This is a genomic window from Anaerovirgula multivorans (assembly GCF_900188145.1).
Classification (GTDB): Bacteria; Bacillota; Clostridia; order Peptostreptococcales; family Natronincolaceae; genus Anaerovirgula; species Anaerovirgula multivorans.
In genome coordinates this window covers 86,298-105,330 of the sequence record NZ_FZOJ01000003.1, presented here as the reverse complement: position 1 = coordinate 105,330, position 19,033 = coordinate 86,298, and the positions used below count along the sequence as shown (strand labels likewise).

General features: G+C 35.4%; 18 protein-coding genes and 2 riboswitches. Of the genes, 15 read left to right on the top strand and 3 right to left on the bottom strand.

The window, feature by feature from the left end:
- Positions 1–118 precede the first annotated feature (118 nt).
- Together CHB72_RS04200 and CHB72_RS04195 are read right to left on the bottom strand one after the other, a co-directional pair.
- Complete coding sequence (locus CHB72_RS04200) at positions 119–757, bottom strand: response regulator (protein ID WP_089281615.1); 639 nt, start codon at positions 755–757, stop codon at positions 119–121.
- A complete protein-coding gene (locus tag CHB72_RS04195) occupies positions 750–2,150 on the bottom strand; it encodes a sensor histidine kinase (protein WP_089281614.1) in 1,401 nt (466 codons plus the stop codon). Before CHB72_RS04195 ends, CHB72_RS04200 begins: the two co-directional genes overlap by 8 nt.
- A 275-nt stretch (positions 2,151–2,425) precedes the next feature.
- Here CHB72_RS04195 and CHB72_RS04190 point away from each other — a divergent pair, with 275 nt between their 5' ends.
- Positions 2,426–2,617, top strand: coding sequence for a hypothetical protein (locus tag CHB72_RS04190; protein ID WP_089281613.1), 192 nt, complete (start codon positions 2,426–2,428; stop codon positions 2,615–2,617).
- A 276-nt stretch (positions 2,618–2,893) separates the two neighbouring features.
- Here the strand turns inward: CHB72_RS04190 and CHB72_RS28200 are convergent, their stop codons facing one another.
- Positions 2,894–3,070 (bottom strand): aspartyl-phosphate phosphatase Spo0E family protein, encoded by a 177-nt coding sequence (locus CHB72_RS28200; RefSeq protein ID WP_176431187.1) that lies wholly within the window; start codon positions 3,068–3,070, stop codon positions 2,894–2,896.
- Positions 3,071–3,337: 267 nt separating this feature from the next.
- Between CHB72_RS28200 and CHB72_RS04180 the strand changes: the two genes are divergently transcribed.
- The 14 genes from CHB72_RS04180 (at position 3,338) to CHB72_RS04120 (ending at position 18,993) form a co-directional block, all read left to right on the top strand.
- Positions 3,338–3,553, top strand: coding sequence for an alpha/beta-type small acid-soluble spore protein (locus tag CHB72_RS04180; protein ID WP_089281611.1), 216 nt, complete (start codon positions 3,338–3,340; stop codon positions 3,551–3,553).
- 279 nt (positions 3,554–3,832) lie between these two features.
- Complete coding sequence (locus CHB72_RS27690; RefSeq protein ID WP_278277809.1) at positions 3,833–3,958, top strand: hypothetical protein; 126 nt, start codon at positions 3,833–3,835, stop codon at positions 3,956–3,958.
- 316 nt (positions 3,959–4,274) lie between these two features.
- A riboswitch (glycine riboswitch) is annotated at positions 4,275–4,377 on the top strand.
- A 3-nt stretch (positions 4,378–4,380) separates the two neighbouring features.
- Positions 4,381–4,458: riboswitch (glycine riboswitch) on the top strand.
- 98 nt (positions 4,459–4,556) lie between these two features.
- Positions 4,557–5,666: a glycine cleavage system aminomethyltransferase GcvT gene (gene gcvT / locus CHB72_RS04175; protein ID WP_089281610.1), complete on the top strand. Its 1,110-nt coding sequence runs from the start codon at positions 4,557–4,559 to the stop codon at positions 5,664–5,666.
- Positions 5,659–6,999: an aminomethyl-transferring glycine dehydrogenase subunit GcvPA gene (gene gcvPA, locus CHB72_RS04170; RefSeq protein ID WP_089281609.1), complete on the top strand. Its 1,341-nt coding sequence runs from the start codon at positions 5,659–5,661 to the stop codon at positions 6,997–6,999. The genes gcvT and gcvPA overlap by 8 nt, the downstream gene beginning before the upstream one ends.
- Positions 6,999–8,465, top strand: coding sequence for an aminomethyl-transferring glycine dehydrogenase subunit GcvPB (gene gcvPB / locus CHB72_RS04165; RefSeq protein ID WP_089281608.1), 1,467 nt, complete (start codon positions 6,999–7,001; stop codon positions 8,463–8,465). The genes gcvPA and gcvPB overlap by 1 nt, the downstream gene beginning before the upstream one ends.
- 222 nt (positions 8,466–8,687) lie before the next feature.
- A complete protein-coding gene (locus CHB72_RS04160) occupies positions 8,688–9,092 on the top strand; it encodes a C-GCAxxG-C-C family (seleno)protein (protein ID WP_089281607.1) in 405 nt (134 codons plus the stop codon).
- Between the two features lie 211 nt (positions 9,093–9,303).
- Positions 9,304–11,196: a sigma-54-dependent Fis family transcriptional regulator gene (locus CHB72_RS04155; protein ID WP_207652495.1), complete on the top strand. Its 1,893-nt coding sequence runs from the start codon at positions 9,304–9,306 to the stop codon at positions 11,194–11,196.
- Between the two features lie 265 nt (positions 11,197–11,461).
- Entirely contained in the window at positions 11,462–12,742 is a 1,281-nt protein-coding gene (locus CHB72_RS04150) for a four-carbon acid sugar kinase family protein (RefSeq protein WP_089281605.1), read from the top strand.
- 63 nt (positions 12,743–12,805) lie between these two features.
- Positions 12,806–13,963: an iron-containing alcohol dehydrogenase gene (locus tag CHB72_RS04145; protein ID WP_207652494.1), complete on the top strand. Its 1,158-nt coding sequence runs from the start codon at positions 12,806–12,808 to the stop codon at positions 13,961–13,963.
- 11 nt (positions 13,964–13,974) lie between these two features.
- A complete protein-coding gene (pdxA, locus tag CHB72_RS04140) occupies positions 13,975–15,015 on the top strand; it encodes a 4-hydroxythreonine-4-phosphate dehydrogenase PdxA (protein WP_176431186.1) in 1,041 nt (346 codons plus the stop codon).
- A gap of 27 nt (positions 15,016–15,042) precedes the next feature.
- Complete coding sequence (locus tag CHB72_RS04135; protein ID WP_089281604.1) at positions 15,043–15,960, top strand: dihydrodipicolinate synthase family protein; 918 nt, start codon at positions 15,043–15,045, stop codon at positions 15,958–15,960.
- A gap of 20 nt (positions 15,961–15,980) precedes the next feature.
- Positions 15,981–16,958, top strand: coding sequence for a hydroxyacid dehydrogenase (locus CHB72_RS04130; protein WP_089281603.1), 978 nt, complete (start codon positions 15,981–15,983; stop codon positions 16,956–16,958).
- 4 nt (positions 16,959–16,962) lie between these two features.
- Positions 16,963–17,460, top strand: coding sequence for a tripartite tricarboxylate transporter TctB family protein (locus CHB72_RS04125; protein ID WP_089281602.1), 498 nt, complete (start codon positions 16,963–16,965; stop codon positions 17,458–17,460).
- A 15-nt stretch (positions 17,461–17,475) separates the two neighbouring features.
- On the top strand, positions 17,476–18,993 hold the full coding sequence (locus CHB72_RS04120) for a tripartite tricarboxylate transporter permease (RefSeq protein WP_089281601.1): 1,518 nt from the start codon (positions 17,476–17,478) through the stop codon (positions 18,991–18,993).
- Positions 18,994–19,033 lie beyond the last annotated feature (40 nt).

Below are 19,033 nucleotides of genomic sequence, written 5' to 3'. Positions count from 1 at the left end.
ACAAAAAACCTTAAATAAAGCTTGTTATGAAAGTAACATACTTGTTACATTATTATCATACACTGAAATGAGGTTGTAGAATATTTGTCAAATGTCCCTTTAAAAGGACAAAAGTCCCTTATCTAAGGGACTTTTGTCTAGACCAATATATGGCGGCTTCTGTACGATTGTTCACATTTATTTTTCGAAGAATCTTGCTTACATTATTTCTCACTGTTTTTTCAGAGATAAAGAGTTCTTGTCCTATTTCTTTATTGGTTTTTCCTTGACTAATGAGTTCAAGAATATTCCTTTCCTGTGGAGTTAATGAATCATCTACTGGATGCTTACCCTTTACTACGTCTAACACTTTACTAATAATAGAAGCATCTAATGCAGGTTTGCCTGCTGCCACATCTCGAATAGCGGTAATAATACTTTTACTGTCGATGTTCTTTAGCAAATATCCTTCAGCCCCTGCCTGCACAGCCTCTAGGACGATAGCATCTTCTGCGAAGGCAGTTAGAATAATTACCTTTGTCTCAGGAGATATCTTTTTGATTTCTCTACAGCCTGCTGCTCCATCCCCATCAGGTAATTTGATATCCAATAGAACGATATCGGGCTTCCACTCTGACACCTGATGATAAGCCTCCTGGAGATTTTCAGCTTCTCCGCAGACTTCTAATCCAGAATTGCGTTCTATTAATGATCGTATACCACATCGTACTATGGCATGGTCATCTACCAGCAAAACACTAATATTTTTCTTAGACATTTTCAGATTCCTCCCATGGAATAGTAACTGATATCATAGTTCCTTTTTCATTACTTTCAATACCCAGCAATCCGTTTATTCTTGATGCTCGCTCCTTCATAGAAATTAATCCATAATGATTACGATTAGGCACTTTTTCTTCATTAAATCCTGTGCCATTGTCCTTAACTACTGCAACCACTGTGTTAAGAGTTGTTCTAATATCAACAGTTATTTGATTAGCATTTGCATGTTTAATAGCATTAGATAAGGCCTCTTGAATGATATAGTACATTTCTGTTATCTTTTCATGAGACAATGAGCCTAAGGTGATTTCGGGCACATTATAACGGAGTTCAATGGGAATGTTACAAGTGTTCTCGAAGTTATTAATCAACTTTGTAAGTTTGAGCTTTAAATCTTCAATTTCAACTGCATGACTTGATACTTTACCAATGAATTGGCGAATTTGCGTAATCGCTTCATTTAGGTTAGTTTTTATATAATCCAAATTTTCACGATGTTCAGGCCTTGTTTCTATTTCAATCAGATTTTCCACATGTAACCCGGTTGCAAAAAGGTTTTGGATAATCACATCATGAAGCTCTTGGCCTAGCTTTCTACGCTCTTGACTGACAATTTGCTGTTTGCTTAATCTCTCAATCTTTTTATCAATTTCCCATTTGAATATTTTAATGACTCCAACAAACAAGATCGTTATGCCTACTGCAGCAAATGCACGGCCTAATTCTACAGGAAAACCAAAGGTTCTTAAAAAGAAGATTTTATTCAGAATAGTAGATGGAAAAAAGCTTTTATTATCAACGATAGCTCCAGCAAAAAAAGCATACAGGCCAAAGAGGAAGGCCATGCCGTTCAATTTCATAGCTACGCTATTAAGGTTTAAATTTTCCATGGCTTTAGCATTTTTATTGAGGGCAAAGGCAGAAATAAGGGCTGCAGGAAGTCCGATAAAATATCTACTCATAATGTCTTCTACAAAAATCCAGTGGAGGGAGGTTGTTTGATAGATAGAATAGGAAACAAAAAAACCAACAAACCACATTCCAAAGAGAAACCATGGCAATCCTTTTATTAATATCTTTACTTTTCCCTTTTTCTGAAGTAGCTTTGCACCAAAAATCCATAGGAAGACGAAGGAAAGGCCGTTAGTAAAGGTGCCTAGCACTAATAGATTATTATTATACTGAGAATAAATTCTAGTAAATCTAACCATAATAATCCATTCAGTGATACCATGGATAATTCCAAAATACCCCAGGTAATGGATTGATTTCAAAAGGGGAAAACTACTTTCCTCCGATGTGTTTTGAAGAAGGGCAGCAATCCCCATAGAGAAAAAAGCTAGTCCATAGACAAAGAATAGAAGAATATACTGATTTTGAGTATACAAGGGATCATCACCGTTCCTTAATCAATAATTAGGACTATTATATCATAAAAAAGTATTTATTATTTTAAAACTATGTTGAAAGGTAGGTTCCAACTATTTCATGTAAAATATCATTTAACATATCAACTATTAATATAAAAGAAAACATAGTAATTAAGCTATAAATATTGAGTAGCTTCCATGACAAAAACTTCTAAAGGATTTACATCAAGGAATAGCAAAAAAGCTTCCATTGCATATAATATAATAAGTATACATTGAAGGGGTGAGGGGTCATGTTAGATATAGAAAAAAGCACTATAATAGGTTATGACAATAAAGGAAAACCAGTTAGTGAAGGGACAGAAGAAATAATGACAATGTGCTGTGTGATGTGCAAAAAATGTGGAAAGATGTTGGATGTAAAAGGTGGACCTCGAGATATAATATGTAAAGAATGCATGTCTAAAGAAGAGAAAGCAATTTAGGTTTGTTAGTATAATAAAAAAACTATACTTTCTAGTATATTTACTTAGTAACACTACCACAATTATTATAGGTAGTGTTTCTTTAGCGTAAAAATACCCAAAATATTTATTAAAACATCTTAATTTCGTTGAAAGATTAAGAAAATTCAATTAATTAACATTACTGAAGAAAAAATTTCTCAACCTACTGTACATGTAGTTGAGGGAAGAACTATGAGTAATTATATTTACTAAAGTACAGTAGACTAGATCATTTTCTAGTCAATTACTAGTTTATTACTTGGTACTATCCTGACTGTATTTTACTAATAATTGATCTAGCTGTTTACTTAATTTTATTACTTCGCTATGAAGTAAATTATCTTGCTTTTCCTGGATCAGCTTTAATAATCTAAATCTAGTGTCTTCAATTTCTAATTTTAAGCTTTGCTTATAATGATTTATAATCTTCACCTCCTTTCTGAAAAAATCTCGTATATCATCGTACCAGATGACCTAGCCTACTGTACCATTCAATTTTAACAGCTTTCGAAGAAGATTGAAAAAAATAGTATTATGGCATATTATAGGGGAAAACAATAATAATTTGGAGAAATGACTGGCAATTTGATGACATTTAGTATTTTTGTAATGTTAGTAATAGAAGAAAAAAGTATTGAAAATAAAGTTTTGCATATAATAATAACTGAAGGATGAATCTAAAATAAGAGGTGAATCGCTTTGGCTAGAAAGCAACCATTGGACCCTAATGCATCAAAGGCGTTAATTGAAATGAAAGAAGAGATATCACGTGAATTAGGTGTAACAAATAATATTACTAATGATAAAAACCATACTCTAGTGAATGAAAAAGTTGAAATTGGTGGTAGAGTTGGCGGTAATATGACAAAGAAATTAGTTGAAATGGGAGAAAAAGATCTAATTGAAAAAGAGTAGCAAGGTAGTACTTGCTACTCTTTTTCATTTTTCCATACAAAAGTTATCTAAATATGTAACACTATGACAAAACGCAAAGGAAATTTGTTTTATATGTAGAAGTATATGTAGAAGTATATGTATAGCTAAAAGAGAATGGAAAACACAGGTATCTATTTGAGTAATAATCAAATTATGTTGAAAATATTTAGAAACTATTATCGGAGTATAAAATCATCTATTAGCTTTATTAATAGGGATAGTATCAGCGTGAAATTACAAAGGACTAAGGGGGTAATTATGAGGAAAAATTACATGAGTTTTCTTGTTATTAGTACCTTTACAATAATGATTACTATACAACATATGATGCAAACTAAGGATATTATCTTCCAATATAGAGAAGGATTTTTTGCGTTATATTAACTTATGTTTATTTTACAAAAATTCAAATTGAGGAGTCTTATGGATTTTAGCAAATGAATCGATCTAGTTTTTAGCGGACAACTTAGTTCGGAAGCCTTGGCATTATGTTCAATAATTGGTTCTAAAAGATAGAACTTTTATATAAGATGTCACTTTCCATTACTGAAATCTATTAAGTAAGTTATTTTCTGTATTACTAAATTCTATAAAGATAAGATAGTAGATAGAAAATTTAAAACAGTTAACCTGTTGAAAATTTTTCCTGATATGTATATAATTAATCCATAGTTATTTGTTACAAGTAAATATAATCCAAATGAGAATAACGAGAGATATCTTTTGATAGATAGCCGAAGAAGCAATATAAAAAGAGGCATCTTTTTATAGAAACTTTCAGGCAAAAGGATCGTTATTTAATGGAACTCTGGAGAGTCCGAGGAATCGGCGCCGTAGGAGAAATACATGATTTGTGTAGAAACTCTCAGGCTAAAAAAACAGAGGAGTGTAATGGCATATTCTACTGATATGTCATTATGCTCCTCTTTTTATATAAAAAATATAGAGAATACTTTCAATAATAAGGAGGGAGAAGGGACGAATGGATAGTCTTAAAAGAACAGCACTATTTGAACTGCATAAGAAACAAGGGGGTAAAATCATTGATTATGCCGGCTGGGCATTGCCAGTAGAATTTTCGGGAATAACAGCAGAGCATACGGCAGTTAGAAGTGCTGGAGGTATATTTGATGTATCCCATATGGGGGAAGTTGAAGTAAAAGGAAATCAAGCATTGGAATATATTCAAAACTTGATTACCAATGATGTATCGGTACTGGTGGAAGATCAGATTCTGTATACCCCTATGTGTTACCTTCATGGTGGAATCGTAGATGATCTGCTGGTTTATAAGTTTAGCAATCATCACTTTCTACTTGTTATTAATGCTAGTAATACTGAGAAAGATCTGCAATGGATGAAGGGAAATGCAATAAACTATGATGTTGAAATAACAAATATTTCTCAAAATGTAGCACAGATTGCTGTGCAAGGACCAAAGGCTGAGGAGGTATTACAGGAGCTGACGGAAACCAAGCTTTCGGCTATAGACTTTTTCTACTGTAAGAGGGATGTAAATATAGCTGGTACAAACTGTTTGATTTCTAGGACTGGGTATACGGGTGAGGATGGTTTTGAAATCTATTTAGATCCTAGGGATGCAGAGTTTTTCTGGGAGGAAGTGATTGAGCTAGGTAAAGAAAAGGGCATAAAGCCTATAGGTTTGGGAGCTAGGGACACCTTGAGATTTGAAGCAGCTTTGCCTCTCTATGGCAATGAGCTTTGCGAATATATCACTCCACTGGAGGCGGGGCTAGATATGTTTGTAAAATTCAATAAACCACATTTTATTGGAAAACAAGCCCTTTTAAAGCAAAAAGAAGAGGGTCTAAAAAGAAAAATTGTAGGATTTGTTATGGAGGAAAATGGTATACCTAGACATGGATATAGAGTGATAGTGGAGGAGCGGGATATTGGTTTTGTAACTACTGGTTATCACGCTCCTACACTAAAGAAAAATATTGGTTTAGCAATGGTTGACATAGCATATACAGTCATAGGAACACCCATTAAAATTCAGATTAGAAAAAAGGTTTTAGAAGCCACAGTTGTTTCGAAAAAATTTTACCGTAGGGGGAATCAACATGCATAGATATATACCTACTACAAAAGATGATATAAAGCTGATGTTGGATAGGATTGGAGTAAAGAAAATTGAAGATTTATTTAAAGATATACCTAAAGAAATTTGCTTAGAAAGAGAACTAAATTTAGGAGAACCTCTTTCTGAAATAGAGCTTGCTAAACATATGAAGGACCTCAGTAATAGAAATACAGGTGTAGAGAATTTGACTTGTTTTTTAGGGGCAGGGGCCTATGATCATTACATTCCTTCTGTTATAAAGCATTTGGCAATGCGACAGGAATTTTATACCGCTTATACCCCCTATCAGGCTGAAATTAGCCAGGGTACCCTACAGGCAATTTTTGAGTATCAAACTATGATTTCTAATCTAACAGGTATGGAGGTAACAAATGCTTCTATGTATGATGGTGCTACTGCCTGTGTTGAAGCTGCCATGATGGCGGTTGAAAATAAAAAAAGAAAGTCCTTACTCGTTTCGAAAACTGTTCATCCAGAGGTAAGAAAAGTTCTCCAGACCTATATGAAATTTAGAAAGATTCAAGTTGTAGAAATTAATATGACGGAAGGTGTTACTGATATTGACCACTTAAAATCTATCATGGATACAGATGTAGCTGGGATCATCCTACAAAATCCAAACTTTTTTGGTGTTATAGAAGAACTAACAGACATTGAAAAGATTGTCCATGAAAACAAAGCACTCCTTATCAATTATGTAGATCCTATTTCCTTAGGAATACTAAAAAACCCTGGAGAGCTAGGTGCTGATATTGTGGTAGGGGAAGGTCAATCCTTGGGAATTCCTTTGAACTTTGGAGGACCTTATCTAGGTTTCTTAGCCACAACCTTAAAATTGGTAAGAAAAATGCCAGGAAGAATCGTAGGTCAATCTGAAGATGTGGAGGGAAAAAGGGCCTTTGTCCTCACCCTACAGGCAAGAGAACAGCATATCCGTAGATTTAAAGCCACCTCAAATATTTGCTCAAATCAAGGATTAAATGCCTTGATGGCCACCATTTACTTAGCCACTATGGGTAAAAAGGGACTTAAAGAAGTAGCTATGCAAAGCACACAAAAATCCCACTATGCATTAGAGAATATAATAAAAAGCGGCAAGTATAAACCTGTGTTTAACAAGCCCTTCTTCAAAGAGTTTGTAATCAGTAGGGATATAAAGACTAGGCAAATCAACCAAGAGCTTATGAATCATAGGATTCTTGGAGGATATGAGCTTGAAGGAGATTATCCTGAAATACAAAATGGATTATTGTTCTGTGTAACTGAGAAAAGAAGCAAAAAACAAATAGACAAATTAGTTGAAATAATGGAGGGGATATAATGCAGGGGTATAATAAACTAATCTTTGAGATTTCAAAGAAAAATAGAGTTGCTTACAATCTCCCAAAATGTGATGTTGATGAGATGGAATTGGAGGAAATGATTCCTTCAGAATTTTTAAGGGAGAAAGACGTTGATTTGCCAGAAGTAAGTGAATTAGATGTGGTAAGGCATTTTACACAATTATCCACTAAGAATTATGGAGTAGATACAGGTTTTTATCCCTTGGGTTCTTGTACTATGAAGTATAACCCTAAAATCAATGAAGATATGGCTGCCCACAGCGGATTTGCTGGAATTCACCCCTATCAACCACAAGAAACAGTTCAGGGAGCCCTTGCTATAATGTATGATTTGGATAGAATGCTATGTGAGATATCCGGTATGGACAAAGTTACATTACAGCCAGCAGCTGGTGCTCATGGGGAACTCACTGGGTTGATGATGATCAAAGCTTATCATGAAGATAGGGGAGATAGCAAAAGAAAAATCATGATCGTTCCTGATTCAGCCCATGGAACAAACCCCGCCACCACAGCTACAGCAGGCTTTGAAATTCTTGAGATTAAGTCAGACCAAAATGGTGCAGTTGATATCCAGGAGCTAAAATTAGTATTAAATGATGAAATTGCAGGCTTAATGCTAACCAACCCTAGTACCCTTGGACTTTTTGAAGAGAATATAAGAGAGATTTCGAATTTAGTTCATGAAGCCGGTGGATTACTCTATTATGATGGCGCCAATATGAACGCTATTATGGGAATTACACGACCTGGAGATATGGGCTTTGATGTGATGCATTTTAATTTACACAAAACCTTTGCTACACCTCACGGAGGTGGTGGTCCAGGAAGTGGTCCTGTGGGTGTGAAGGATAAACTGATCAAGTATCTTCCAGTACCTGTGGTAGAGAAAAAAGAGGATACTTATATACTAGATTATAATCGGTCTCATACCATTGGTAAGATGAAGAGCTTCTATGGGCATTTTGGAGTTGTGATTAAAGCCTATGCCTATATACTAACGATGGGGGCAGCTGGCTTGAGGGAGGTCAGTGAAAAGGCTGTTCTTAATGCAAACTATATGATGAATAAACTTAAAAATCATTATTATTTACCTATAGATCGAGTATGTAAGCACGAGTTTGTTTTAGGAGGCATTACCAAGTATAAAGGTGAGATATCAACCATGGATATAGCAAAACGCCTGTTGGACTATGGATATCATCCTCCCACAATTTATTTCCCCTTGATTATAAAAGAAGCTATCATGATAGAACCTACAGAGACCGAAGGTTTAGAAACCATAGATCGGTTTATAGATGCAATGATTAGAATTGCTGAAGAGGCAGAAGAAAATCCTGAAGTATTGAAAAATGCACCTTATACTACACATGTAAGAAGAGTTGATGAGGCTAAGGCGGTTAAGAATCTTACATTGAAATGGGAAAAAAATAAAGAGCAGTAAAGGAATCAATAATAAGTGTCTTAGATTGTGATATAATATGGATAAGAAAAAAAGACATGAGACAAAGATGAAGGATTCTTAAGGATGCGGAATATAAAAAGCTTTGGTTCTTCTGAGAAGTGAAGATACGGAAAGATCAAATAGAATTAATAAAGTGACTTTGAGGGGATACACTGTAAAGTTGTTACTTCTTAAAATATTTAACAAAGGGGAGAGAGCAGTATGTTAAAGGAAAAGGTAGAAAAGTACTATAATTCTGGATACGATTTAAACTGTGCAGAAAGCATTTTATATGCGGCTAATGAAGCTTACGATTTGCATCTTACAAAGGATACCTTAAAGACGATGGCAGGCTTTGGGGGCGGTATGGCGATAGAAGAAACCTGTGGTGCTGTCACTGGAGCTATTGCGGCACTGAGTATTATGTTTGTAGAGGATAGAGCTCATGAGGGAGAAAAAATCAAAAACCTCGTAGTAAAGCTATTCGATAGGGTTGAAAAAAGGCTAGGAACCAACAACTGCAAACTGTTAAAAGAAAAGTATCGTCATAATGAAGAGGAAAAATGCAAATCCATTGTTCTGGCAGTAGCACAAGTGCTGGGAGAAATAATTGAGGATGAGGCCTAAAAAATTACATAAGACTTGCATCTACGAAAGAGATGGAAAAAAGTGTTGCTTTTGTGGAAAGTCATTGGACTTTCATCAAATCAGCTTACGCTGCTTTAATCTTTTCCTCTAAAGATTTTACTTGGAACTGGATTAGTTGAGGACAACCTATGAAATTTAACATTAAATGAGGTCAAATCACAATGTTTATGTAGGAGTTGATGGATTAAACATGAAAAAGGATATACTATTTGTTTCACCTTTTGAAGATCTTTATAAAACTGCTAAGCATTTAATTAAAATCCATGGATTTGAAGAAATTGACGTAGAGATGGGTGACCTTGAAGAAGGTGTGGAAAAGGCAAGATTAGCTGTAGATAATGGAACCAGAGTGTTGATTTCTAGGGGTGGAACATATAATCTTATACTAAAGGAAGTGGATGTTCCTGTTGTAGAAGTTGGATTAACAGCCTTTGATATATTAAAAAGTTTCAAACTGACTCGTCAAATTAAAGAGCCTTTAGCCATTATTGGATATCGAAATGTAATTAAAGGATATGATATTATTGAAGAACTTTTTTCTGATATGGATGTTATTAAGATAACTCTAGACAATACTGATTCCGTAGAGGCACGGATCAGGGAATGTGTAGAACAAGGGGTCAAGGTTGTAGTTGGTGACACCGTTGTTAATCGTATTGCTCCAAAGTGTGGGTGTAAGAGTTTACTTATAGAATCTGGAGAAGAAGCTGTTCTTAGTGCTATGAAGGAGGCTATTCGTGTACTAAAAGCAGCCCAGGCAGAAAGTGATCGTATGCAGCGGTTTATGGCAGTAATTGACTATACTAGCGATGGAGTTATCGCCACGGACAAGGATGGACGTATTACTGTGTTTAATCGAAATGCAGAAAATATGTTGGGGAAAACAAAGGAAAAGGCTAAAGGGCAGCTGATCTCTCAAGTCATTAAGGATAATGAAATAAGTAAATTAGTAGGTTCTCGTTCTATTAAGGTAGATTCAATATATGATCTAGGTAATACTAAACTAGCTCTAAACCATGTACCTATATTTGTAGATGGTGATGATACCGGGAGTATTATAACCTTTCAGGATATAACAAAGATTCAGAGTTTGGAGAAAAAAATTCGTTTGGAATTAAGTAAAAAGGGGTTTGTAGCTAAATATACCTTTCAAGATATTATTCATAAAAGTAGTATTATGCAAAGATGCATAAAAAGAGCCCGTACTTATGGTGAGTATGATTCTTCGGTGCTTATAAGTGGACCCAGTGGAGTTGGGAAAGAAATTTTTGCACAGTCTATTCATAATACAAGCAAAAGGAGGACAGGTCCCTTTGTGCCTATAAACTGTGCTGCACTACCTGTTAATTTAATTGAGAGTGAATTATTTGGATATGTAGAGGGAGCATTTACTGGTGCAAAAAAAGGTGGAAAGCCAGGTATATTTGAAATGGCTCATAAGGGAACCATTTTTTTAGACGAAATCAGTGAGTTACCCCTTGATCTACAGGCCAGACTTCTTCGTGTTATACAGGAAAGAGAGGTAATGCGTGTAGGGGATGATAAAGTAATTCCAGTAGATGTAAGAATAATATGCGCTACCAACAGAGACTTAAAGACAATGGTATTGGATGGAGGGTTTAGACGAGATCTTTTGTTTAGAATCAATATATTATCCTTGAATATTCCCTCATTGAATGAACGTAAAGAAGATATTAAAGTACTAACCAGTTATTTCATTGATTTATATTGTGGTGAATATGGAAAGGATACAATTGGCATTTCATCTGATGCTCTAGAATATTTAGAATGTTTTAATTATGAAGGCAATGTTAGGGAGCTTCAAGGTATGATTGAGAGAGCGGTTATAACCTGTGATGGAAATGAGATGAGATTGGAGAACATTTTAGAATCTGATTCAGAGGGTGCAGACATACTAACTGCAAATAGAAGCAACATATTTGACGAGGAACACACTTTAAAAGAGCTGGAAAGCAAATATATCGATTATATTTCAAGTAAATATAACAATTCAAAACAAGAAATCTGTAATGTTTTAGGGATTGATCGAACTACTTTATGGAGGAAAAAGAAAAAAACGTGATGCATATTGCAACTTTGTTTTAATTTGCATTACAAATTTGCAACATTGAAATTTGATTTTGTATTACACCATTTAATATTTTATGAAAAGTCTGTAAAAGTGTAAAAATTTTATGAACTTGGTTTCATTAAAAAACCTCAATAATCGTACTTTTATGAGGTTTTTTATTTTTTTTTTGCAAAAAATCAAAAAGTTGGAACGGTTATTGCTTTTATAATAGACATCAAAAGATGATAAAAATTATAACACAAAAGGAGTTTGAAAAATGATCTACATTATATCGGATGATTTAACTGGTGCTAGCGACACTGGTATTCAATATACTAAACAAGGCTTTCGAACTTTGGTTACTGTAAGGACCGATGTAGAATTTTTAGAGACAGCAGCGAAAAACTATGATGTGATCTCAATAAATGCAGATACTCGTGCTAAACTTCCTGATGATGCATACCAAACAGTTTATGATCTAGTAAAAAAGTTCCAAAATACCAAGGTTAATTATATTTATAAAAAAATTGATTCCATTGTACGAGGAAATCCTGGCGTTGAGTTAGATGCAGTGATGGATGCAAGGAAAGCTAAAATAGCTTTAGTAGCCACAAGCTTTCCTGAGGTTGGACGAAAGCTTATAAATGGAAAGCTTGAGATTCTTGATTGGGAAGGAAATAAAACATTAATTGATGTAGTACAGCTATTTGCAAACGATATGAAGCGTAAGGTAAGCAGCATAAAACTTTCTACAGTAAAAGAAGGGGTAAAGAGTATTGTTAAAGCAGTTGAACGGGGAGATGGGGAAGAAATTGAAGTTTTTGTAATTGATGCTGAGAATGATGAAGATCTTGATGCTATCAAAAAAGCAGCAGTAACCCTTAAAACGCCTCCAGTCTTATGTGGATCTGCGGGATTAGCCAAACAGTTGAGTTTAAGCGGTAGAGAGGTATTTAATAAGAAAAACAAAGAAGATGCCTTCGAAGAAGATAAAACCACGCTAATTTTAATAGGATCACGAAATAATATTACATCACAGCAGATGAAAGTACTAGAGAAAGAAACAGGAATACCTATAGTGACTGTATTGACAGGAGAAATACTTAATGGGAACAGAGAGAAGGTAATTGAAAATACCATGTCTCAGGTGAACGGTCTAATAGATAGCGGATGCAGGCTTGTGGCCATAGTAGTAGACACACTCTTTGATGGATTTACAGTACAATTAAAGGACTCTGAAGAAGCTTTAATTGAATCTAATCATGTAGCTCATGCTATTGGAGATTTAGCAAAGCGAATATATGAAAACAAACCTGTAGATACCATGATTTCTTCTGGGGGAGATACATCCCAAAAAATTCTTGACGCATTAGGCGCAAAGGCAATACACTTAGAAAGTGAAATTCTTTCTGGGATTCCCGTAGGGCACATTATCGATGGAATTGCAGATGGAATGACTATTGTAACTAAGTCTGGTGGGTTTGGTGATAAGAATTCTCTGATTAAAGTTGTTGAGTATCTTGAAAATCGCAAGAAAAAGCTAGTCTATACATCATAAAACTACAGGGACTAGCTAATAAAATAAAGTAATAAATAATTTGAGGATTGAGGTGTTAATATCATGATGAAACAGTATCAATTAACGATGCCAAGATTTGTCTACTCTGGCGAGAACAGTTTAGAAAAGCTTACTGATATTATTGCACGGGAAAGAGCTAAAAAGATCATTGTTTTTACTGACAAAGGTATACTGGAAACCGGCATTTGTCAAAAGATATTTGGAATCATTGGAAATTCAGGCGTTAGCTATGATATTATAAGTGATCTTCATCCTGAGCCTGGAACAGCTGACGTAGAAAGGGTAGTCAAACAGGTGAAGGAATCAAATGGAGAACTGGTAGTGGCAGTTGGTGGTGGTAGCGTCATGGATATGGCAAAGCTATGTGCATCAATGAAAGAAGCATCCTACACGATTCATGATCTATTAGAGGACAATAGTCTTTTGGAAGCTGGCCTTCCTACTGTTATGGTCCCAACCACATGTGGTACAGGAAGTGAATCTACATTTAACTCAATTGTCGCAGTGGAAGAAAAACAGCTTAAGGTAGGTATTGTTAATATAAATATGTTGGCAGACTATGTAATTTTAGATAGTTCAATGATTGCTGGATTACCAAAATCAATTATTGCTTCTACTGGGGTAGATGCATTGGCTCATGCTGTAGAATGCTTTACTTCTAACAAGGCGAATTGTTTCAGTGACTTAGTTGCAAAGGAGTCAGCAAAGCTTATTTTTGAAAACCTTGTCAAAGCCTATAATGAGCCATCTAATATGGAAGCAAAGACGAATATGCTAATGGCAGCTTTTCTAGCTGGAGTGGCAATTGCTTCCTCTGGAACAACTGCTGTACATGCTCTTTCCTATCCATTAGGCGGGCAATATCACATTCCCCATGGCATATCCAATGCTATATTGTTGGCACCTGTAATGCGCTACAATATGACTGCATGTCAAGAAAGGCTGGCAACGTTAGCGGATATAGTAAACCCAGAGGGGATAAGAAGGTCAAACAGAGAAAAAGCGGAGGAAATCGTTAAGCGGATCGAAGATATAGTAAAGGAAACAAATATTCCTACAAGCTTAAGTCAATATAATGTTGGCAAGAAAGATTTAGACCTACTTGTGGAGTCTGCCTTCCAAGTAAAAAGATTATTAGATAATAACAGAAAAGAGCTTACTAAAGAAGATATTAAGAATATTTATCTTGAAATACTATAGGAGGTGAGGCAATGAATAAACTTCCAATTTTAGGAATAACCATGGGTGACCCTTGTGGAATAGGCCCTGAGATAACTGTAAAGGCTCTATCGCATGAAAAAATTTATGATGCATGTCACCCTCTAGTGATAGGGAGTGCTAAAGTAGTAAAAGAAGCTATAGCTATTTGTGAAAAAAAGTTAGAAATTAATGCTATTACAAGTGTAAAAGATGCAAAATTTATATTTGGCATCATAGATGTATTAGATCAAGATAATGTAGATATATTATCCCTTGTTAGGGGAGAGGTAAGCAAAACAGGCGGTCAGGCTGCATACGAAGCAATAGCAAAAGCAATTGATCTTGCAATGAAAGAGGAAATAGATGGAACGATTACTGGTCCCTTAAATAAAGAAGCACTAAATTTAGCAGGATATCATTATAGTGGACATACAGAAATTTATGCCAAGCTGACAAATACAAAAGATTACTCTATGATGCTTGCAGATGGTAATCTTAGGGTTGTACATGTAAGCACCCATGTTTCCTTAAGGGAAGCCTGTGATCGTTGTACTAAGGAGAGAATTGGCAGTGTTATAAAGCTAGCAGAAGAGGCTTGTAAAAGTTTAGGAATTAATAATCCGAAGATAGCCGTTGCTGGCCTTAATCCCCATTCAGGTGAAAATGGATTATTTGGTAGAGAAGAAATTGACGAGATCATACCTGCAATTGAAAAAGCCCAGTTAGAGGGAGTTAATGTGGAGGGCCCAATACCACCTGATACACTGTTTTCAAAAGCATTAGGAGGTCAATATGATATTGTTGTGGCAATGTATCATGACCAAGGGCATATCCCAGTAAAGGTGGTGGGCTTTCAATATAACCATGAATTAAAACAGTGGAATGCTGTAAGTGGTGTTAATATTACATTAGGTCTTCCAATCATTCGCAGCTCAGTAGACCATGGAACAGCATTTGATCAAGCTGGAAAGGGTACAGCTAATGAAGAAAGTCTTGTTAATGCTATAGATTATGGAGCACGTCTAGCCATTACAAGATTACAAAATAAATAAAATTATAGAATCTAAGGGGGAAAAATTATGAACAAAAAATATTTTGGAGTTGTTCCACCAATCATTACACCAGTAGATGAGAAAGAGAATGTTGACAAAGAAGGATTTTGTAAAATTTTGGATCATTGTATTGATGGGGGTCTTCATGGTATTTTTGTTGCAGGAAGTAATGGAGAAACCATGGCACTTACCCAGAATGAACGTGATAATGCTATTAAGATTGCAATTGATCACGTAAATGCTAGAGTTCCTGTTATGTCTGGGGTATTGGACTCGAGTACAAGAAGAGTGATTGACAATATCAAGAAGCTCGAGCAACTGGGAGGAACTTGTGCTGTAATTACATCAATTTTTTATGCTAGACATACATCTCAGAATGAAACAATTCGACATTTTGAGCAAATTGCTAAGGAAACAGATATTGATTTAATGATTTACAATATTCCAATGTTTACTGGTATCAAACTTAATGCAGAAACAGTTATGAAAATTGCCGAAATAGACAATGTTGTAGGCTACAAAGACAGTTCAGGTTCATTCCCTGAGTTTATGAGATGCTTAACACATTTTGAGAATACAGATTTTTCATTACTACAGGGTACAACAGCATTTCAACTACCAAGTATGCTTCTTGGAGCAGATGGATTTGTACCTTCAATAGCGCCACTATTTCCAGAGCTGTTTGTAAAAGCATATGAAGCCGGTGTAAGAAAGGATATAGAGTTAGCTACAAAGTACGATATCTTAATTAGAGAGACATCAAAGATTCTTGGCATGAGTAAGAATGCTACTGCAGCGAACAAATTTGCTCTATCTCAAATAGGATATACTCACAAACGTATTATAGAGCCACAGGATCAAATTCTTCCTGAAGAAGAGCAAAAAATAATCGCAAAAATAGCAGAAATAAATGAACAATATGAACAATTAAAGGCTAGTCTATAATTTCAGAGGAGGAAACTTACATGGATAAGATTATCTTATCACATCCATTATATAAGCCAGGAATGGATGCTTTGGAAGGAAAGGCGGATGTAGTAGTAACCAGCAATGGTGATAGTGATGATATTATGAATGAACTTTCGGTTGCAGATGGATTTATTCTGCGGATTGGAAAAATAGACAGAAAGGCAATAGAAGCTTGTCCAAACCTAAAGGTAATTACTCGCCCAGGGGTAGGAGTAGATAACGTAGATGTGGCTGCAGCCACAGAAAAAGGTATTCCAGTTGTAATTTGTCCTTCTGCGAACTCCAGAGCAGTTGCAGAGCATGCATTAGCCCTAATATTTTCCATAAGTAAAAGTATTGTTGATTATGATAACGAAACCCGCAAAGGTAATTTTGCAATTCGTAATAAATATACTGCTGTTGAATTACAAAACAAAACTGTTTCAATATTAGGATTTGGAAACATTGGAAAAGAGCTTGCAAAAATGTGTTCAGGTATTGGTATGAAGGTATGTGTATATGATCCCTATGTTGACAAATCCACTATAGCGGGAATGGGATATGGATATGCCGCTGATCAAATGGAGGCCATTTCACAGGGAGACTTTGTTTCATTGCATATGCCATCTCTTCCCACTACTAGGGGTATGTTCGGTAAGGCACAATTTGAAGCTATGAAGGAAACAGCATTCTTAATAAATTGTGCAAGGGGAGATGTCATTAATGAAGAGGAAATGATAGTGGCTCTTTCAAATAATGTAATTGCAGGAGCCGGCTTAGATGTACTTGTTGAGGAGCCTATGAGAGCTGATAGTCCCCTGATGAAGCTATCTAATGCAATTATAACTCCCCACTCTGCTGCTCAGACCCAAGAAACCACAGCCAAAACTGTACTAATGGCGGTAGAAGGAACATTAGCTGTGCTAAGGGGAGAAAAATGGCAGAATGTATGTAATCCTGAAGTATATGAGCATCCGATATGGAAGGATAGGTGATTAAATGAATTTGAAAGGTATTGTGAAATATAAAGAATTGTTAATAGGCATGGTGGTTGGGCTGTGTGCCATCGCTTATCTAATAGGTTCAATGTTTATAAGAAGGACTACTATTGTGGCTCTTGGGGCAGAATTTATGCCACAGGTTTATGGATTTATTTTACTAGGTCTTTCAGCTTTGCAGGTTATAGTTGGGATTAATGCTGCAAAAAAATATGAACCTAAGAAAGAGCCTACTGATTCAACAGAAAAACCAGATAACAAGAGTGTATTTATTACATTTGGGTTAATTCTTTTATATGTTGCTTCAATGAAAATTTTAGGATACACTATTTCTTCGATATTATTTTTATTCTCGCTTACTTATGTTCTTACACCAGTAGGCAAGAAGAAAAACTATAGAACAATGATAATTTTTTCAGTAGTATTACCTCTAATTACTAGCTATTTATTTAGAAATGTTATGCATCTTGGATTACCAATTGGTTTCTTAGGAATATAGGAAAGGTGGGAAATTATGTTAGAATCTTTTATAATTGGTGCTCAAGCAGTAATAACTCCAATGGGCATTGGCATGATTATTTTTGGAGTTACCCTAGGTATTATATTTGGTTCGATCCCAGGACTTAGTGCTACTATGGCTTTAGCTTTGTTTCTTCCCATAACCTACTCGATGAATCCTATAGCTGGTATAACTCTCCTTGTATCACTATATATTGGAGGTATTTCTGGGGGGTTAATCTCTGCTATTCTAACTAGAATACCTGGAACTCCCTCATCGATTGCCACATGCTTTGACGGTTATCCTATGACCGAAAAGGGGGAGGGTGCTAAAGCATTAGGTGTGGGTATTGTGTTTTCTTTTATAGGAACATTACTTTCAACAATTGCATTGATATTTATTTCTCCATGGTTAGCTAATATTGCGATTCAGTTTGGGTCTTATGAATACTTTGCTGTAGCTATATTCTCTATGACTATGATGGCTGGGCTATCGGGTAAGTCAATAGTGAAAGGCTTAATGTCAGGTATGTTTGGCGCTATGTTTGCTACAGTTGGGATGGACAGCATTGGCAGTGTTAGACGATATACTTTTGGTAGTTCAGAAATGATGTCAGGCTTCAGTATTTTACCTGTTCTTATTGGATTGTTTGCCATAGCTGAAATTCTTATCACAGCTGAACGTGCTAAACATTTAAAGGACGTAAAGCCTATAGAGGTAGATATTAAAAATATTAAAGGCTTTGGTTTTTCTTTGAAAGAGTTCTTTGAGCAAAAATGGAACTGTCTTATTTCTACCTTTGTTGGACTAGGCATCGGCATTTTACCTGGAATTGGTGGAGGTGTAGCAAACGTTCTCAACTATGGTGTTATAAAAAATAAATCTAAGCATCCAGAAAAATTTGGTACTGGTATTATAGATGGACTTGTTGCTTCTGAGGCATCTAACAATGCAGCTATCGGAGGGGCATTGGTTCCCCTGCTAGCTTTAGGAATACCAGGAGATACAGTAACTGCTATGCTACTAGGTGGACTTACCATTCAAGGTATTTCGCCAGGACCCCTAATGTTTATTCAAAATGTTGATGTTGTGTACTCAATCTTCATTACAATGATATTAGGATCGATAGCAATGCTACTAATAGAATTCTATGGACTTCGTGGCTTTGTAGCATTACTGAAAATACCTAAGTACTATTTACTTCCTGCAATATTTGTGTTCTGTGTAATTGGTGCTTTTGGTATCAATAACCGTATTTTTGATGTATGGACTGTACTCTTGTTTGGTACAATGGGGTATTTCTTTAATAAAATGGAAATACCCGCTTCCCCCTTTATCCTTGGCTTCATAATTGGGCCTATGGCAGAGATAAATTTAAGGAGAGGTCTTATGTTCTCTCAAGGAAGCTTTATGCCTTTTATTACATCTCCTGTAGCCGTTTTTTTCTTAGTTGGAGCTGTAATATCCTTAACCTTTAGTATAGTTTCTCAATATAAACGCAATAAAAGGGAAGAATTAAGCTGTAGTAATTAGTTTTTACATTGTAAAATTTAGGTTTAATAAGTTTTACAAT

What these genes read in the sequence shown, in the direction of transcription:
- CHB72_RS04200 (WP_089281615.1), bottom strand. Translation starts at nt 757, where the DNA reads ATGTCTAAGAAAAATATTAGTGTTTTGCTGGTAGATGACCATGCCATA.
- CHB72_RS04190 (WP_089281613.1), top strand. Translation starts at nt 2,426, where the DNA reads ATGTTAGATATAGAAAAAAGCACTATAATAGGTTATGACAATAAAGGA.
- CHB72_RS27690 (WP_278277809.1), top strand. Translation starts at nt 3,833, where the DNA reads ATGAGGAAAAATTACATGAGTTTTCTTGTTATTAGTACCTTTACAATA.
- gcvT (WP_089281610.1), top strand. Translation starts at nt 4,557, where the DNA reads ATGGATAGTCTTAAAAGAACAGCACTATTTGAACTGCATAAGAAACAA.
- gcvPA (WP_089281609.1), top strand. Translation starts at nt 5,659, where the DNA reads ATGCATAGATATATACCTACTACAAAAGATGATATAAAGCTGATGTTG.
- gcvPB (WP_089281608.1), top strand. Translation starts at nt 6,999, where the DNA reads ATGCAGGGGTATAATAAACTAATCTTTGAGATTTCAAAGAAAAATAGA.
- CHB72_RS04160 (WP_089281607.1), top strand. Translation starts at nt 8,688, where the DNA reads ATGTTAAAGGAAAAGGTAGAAAAGTACTATAATTCTGGATACGATTTA.
- CHB72_RS04155 (WP_207652495.1), top strand. Translation starts at nt 9,304, where the DNA reads ATGAAAAAGGATATACTATTTGTTTCACCTTTTGAAGATCTTTATAAA.
- CHB72_RS04150 (WP_089281605.1), top strand. Translation starts at nt 11,462, where the DNA reads ATGATCTACATTATATCGGATGATTTAACTGGTGCTAGCGACACTGGT.
- CHB72_RS04145 (WP_207652494.1), top strand. Translation starts at nt 12,806, where the DNA reads ATGATGAAACAGTATCAATTAACGATGCCAAGATTTGTCTACTCTGGC.
- pdxA (WP_176431186.1), top strand. Translation starts at nt 13,975, where the DNA reads ATGAATAAACTTCCAATTTTAGGAATAACCATGGGTGACCCTTGTGGA.
- CHB72_RS04135 (WP_089281604.1), top strand. Translation starts at nt 15,043, where the DNA reads ATGAACAAAAAATATTTTGGAGTTGTTCCACCAATCATTACACCAGTA.
- CHB72_RS04130 (WP_089281603.1), top strand. Translation starts at nt 15,981, where the DNA reads ATGGATAAGATTATCTTATCACATCCATTATATAAGCCAGGAATGGAT.
- CHB72_RS04125 (WP_089281602.1), top strand. Translation starts at nt 16,963, where the DNA reads ATGAATTTGAAAGGTATTGTGAAATATAAAGAATTGTTAATAGGCATG.
- CHB72_RS04120 (WP_089281601.1), top strand. Translation starts at nt 17,476, where the DNA reads ATGTTAGAATCTTTTATAATTGGTGCTCAAGCAGTAATAACTCCAATG.